Here is a 2,581-nt window from a genome sequence, read left to right on the forward strand (position 1 = left end):
AGGCCGAGGCCGTCGGGGGCGGGCGCGGTCGTCAGCAGGGCGGCGCGGGCCGCGAGCGTGTCGCCCTCGCTGAGCCTGCCGAGCGCGCCGAGGGCGGCCAGGTCGCGGTGGTTCTCGCCGAGCCCGCACAGGGCGCGCAGGGACTCGCCGAGGCTGAACAGGTCGTCCTGCGGTTCGCTGGCGCCGGCCACCTCGTTCGGGGTGAGCGGCACGTTCGGGGCGCGGAATCCGTACGTGGTCAGGCCGGGAGCGCCCGCGGGCCGGATCGAGCCGACGTCGACGACCTTGATGGCGGCGCCGTCGTGCATCACGTTCTGCGGCTTGAGGTCGCCGTACACCAGCGCCCCGGAGCCGGGCCGTGCGTGCAGGTGGTCCAGGGCGGACAGGATGCGCACCCCGTACGCGAGGACGAACTCGTGGAAGCGGGAGCCGCCGAAGCGGGCCGGGTCGAGCAGGGCGAGGGCGCGCACCTCGTGCAGGTTCAGTCCGTCGACGTAGGGCAGGACGAGGAAGTCACCGACCGACTCGTGGGTGCCGTAGTTGAAGACGGGGATGATGCCCTCGTGGTTGAGGTCGGCGAACGCCTGCCGCTCCTCCTCCAACGCGCGTGCCGCAAAGGCGACTTGGCCCGGCCGCAGCGTCTTGACGGCGACCTCCCGCCCGTCGACCTTCTCGTCGCGCGCGAGGTAGACGTCCCCCATTCCGCCGAGTCCCAGCCGGCGCACCACGCGGTACTGGCCCGCGAGCAACTCGCCCGCGGCCAGGGACGACCGGTCCTCGTGGGGGTCGGGGGCCGCCGGGTCGCGGGGCCGGATCTCCGGCAGCGCGGTGACGTCCGGGCCTTCCTCGGGCAGGCCGACGTCCGCGTCCCGCGGCGCGCCCGGCGGCGGCATGACGATCAGCGGCCCCGAGGAGTCCCCCTCCATGGCGACCCAGGATAGGTGCGGGGGCCCTTCATCGCTCCCGTGCGGACCGTGGTTTGCGTGGATCCGGGCGCTCGGTGGCCGGCCTCAGGGGCGTGGGCCGCACCGGTTCACCACTCCGCGAAGGAGCCGTCCGTGTGCCGCCAGACCGGGTTGTGCCAGCGGTGGCCGGTCGCCGCGGCCTTGATCACGGCCCGCTCGTCGACCTCGATGCCGAGACCGGGCGCGGTGAGGCGGGCCATGTGCCCGTCGGTGGTGTCGAAGTCGAAGACGGACGTGTCGACGAGGTAGTCACCGAGGTCGGAGCCGACGTTGTAGTGGATGCCGAGGCTGGTCTCCTGGATGAACGCGTTCGGCGACGCGAAGTCGACCTGCAGGCAGGCGGCGAGCGCGATCGGGCCGAGCGGACAGTGCGGGGCGAGCCCCACGCCGTGCACCTCGGCCTGCGCCGCGATCCGGCGCACCTCGGAGATGCCGCCCGCGTGCGACAGGTCGGGCTGGGCGAGAGCGATGCCGGAGCGCAGCACCTGGTCGAAGTCCCAGCGCGAGTAGAGTCGCTCGCCGGTCGCCACCGGGATGCTCGTGGCGGCGGTGAACTCGCCGTACTGGGAGGTCAGTTCGGGCAGCAGAGGCTCCTCGATGAACATCGGCCGCAGCGGTTCCAGGACGCGGGCGAGCTGCTTGGCGAGGGCCGGGGAGGTGCGCCCGTGGAAGTCGACCGCCACGTCGCCGTCGGGTCCCATGACCTCGCGCACGGAGGCGACGCGCTCGACGACGGCGTCGATCTCGCGCGCGGTCTCCAGGTGCTTGAGCCGCCCGCCGACGTTCATCTTCACGGCCCGGTAGCCCTGTTCGAGGCGCTGCCGCGCGTGCTCGGCGGCCTCGCTCGGGTCGTCGCCGCCGATCCACGAGTACATCCGCATCCGGTCCCGTACGGCGCCGCCCAGCAGGTCGTGGACCGGGACGCCGTGGAACTTGCCCTTGATGTCCCACAGGGCCTGGTCGATGCCGGACACGGCGGAGGACAGCACGGGGCCGCCCCGGTAGAAGCCGCCCTTCGTCATGACCTGCCAGTGGTCCTCGATGCGCAGCGGGTCCTTGCCGACGAGGTGGTCGGCGAGCTCGTCGACGGCGGCGGCGACGGTGTGCGCCCGCCCCTCGACGACGGGTTCGCCCCAGCCGGTGATCCCTTCGTCGGTCTCGACCTTGAGGAAGAGCCAGCGGGGGGCGACGAGGTAGGTGGTGAGAGCGGTGATCTTCATGGTGGACGCCTCCTCATGGGTGGGCCCCTCCGGCGGGTGCGGAGCGGGGTGCGGCGGGGCGGGGCCCCGCCCGTCAGGTCAGGCCAACAGTTCGGCGAGGGAAGCCAGTTGGGCCGGGTCTTCGAGGGCGGAACCGACGGCGACGACCCGCGCCCCGGCCGACAGGTAGGCGGCGGCGTTGCCCGCGTCCATTCCCCCGGTGGCCACGAACGGGACCTCGGGGAAGGGTCCTCGCATCGCCCGGAACCAGTCCGCCCCGAGCACGCTCGCCGGGAACGCCTTCAGCCAGGTCAGACCGAGCGCCCGCGCCGCCTGGACGTCCGTCGCCGTGGCCACGCCGGGCAGGTGCGGCAGGCCCGCGGCGACCGACGCCGACGCCACCGCCGCGTCGAGTCC

General features: G+C 73.5%; 3 protein-coding genes. All 3 read right to left on the reverse strand.

All coding sequences use genetic code 11. The features are described from left to right. A partial coding sequence (locus G3I40_RS41995; RefSeq protein WP_239092265.1) for a protein kinase occupies positions 1-926 on the reverse strand: 926 nt, incomplete at its 3' end. 107 nt (positions 927-1,033) lie between these two features. Then, positions 1,034-2,185: a galactonate dehydratase gene (gene dgoD / locus G3I40_RS42000; protein ID WP_164560054.1), complete on the reverse strand. Its 1,152-nt coding sequence runs from the start codon at positions 2,183-2,185 to the stop codon at positions 1,034-1,036. 78 nt (positions 2,186-2,263) lie between these two features. Then, a partial coding sequence (locus tag G3I40_RS42005; RefSeq protein WP_164560055.1) for a bifunctional 4-hydroxy-2-oxoglutarate aldolase/2-dehydro-3-deoxy-phosphogluconate aldolase occupies positions 2,264-2,581 on the reverse strand: 318 nt, incomplete at its 5' end.

The sequence above is a fragment of the Streptomyces sp. SID14478 genome, from assembly GCF_010548525.1.
Classification (GTDB): domain Bacteria; phylum Actinomycetota; class Actinomycetes; order Streptomycetales; family Streptomycetaceae; genus Streptomyces.

Excerpts from the sequence above, each read along its gene's own strand:
- dgoD (WP_164560054.1), bottom strand. The coding sequence starts at position 2,185 with ATGAAGATCACCGCTCTCACCACCTACCTCGTCGCCCCCCGCTGGCTC.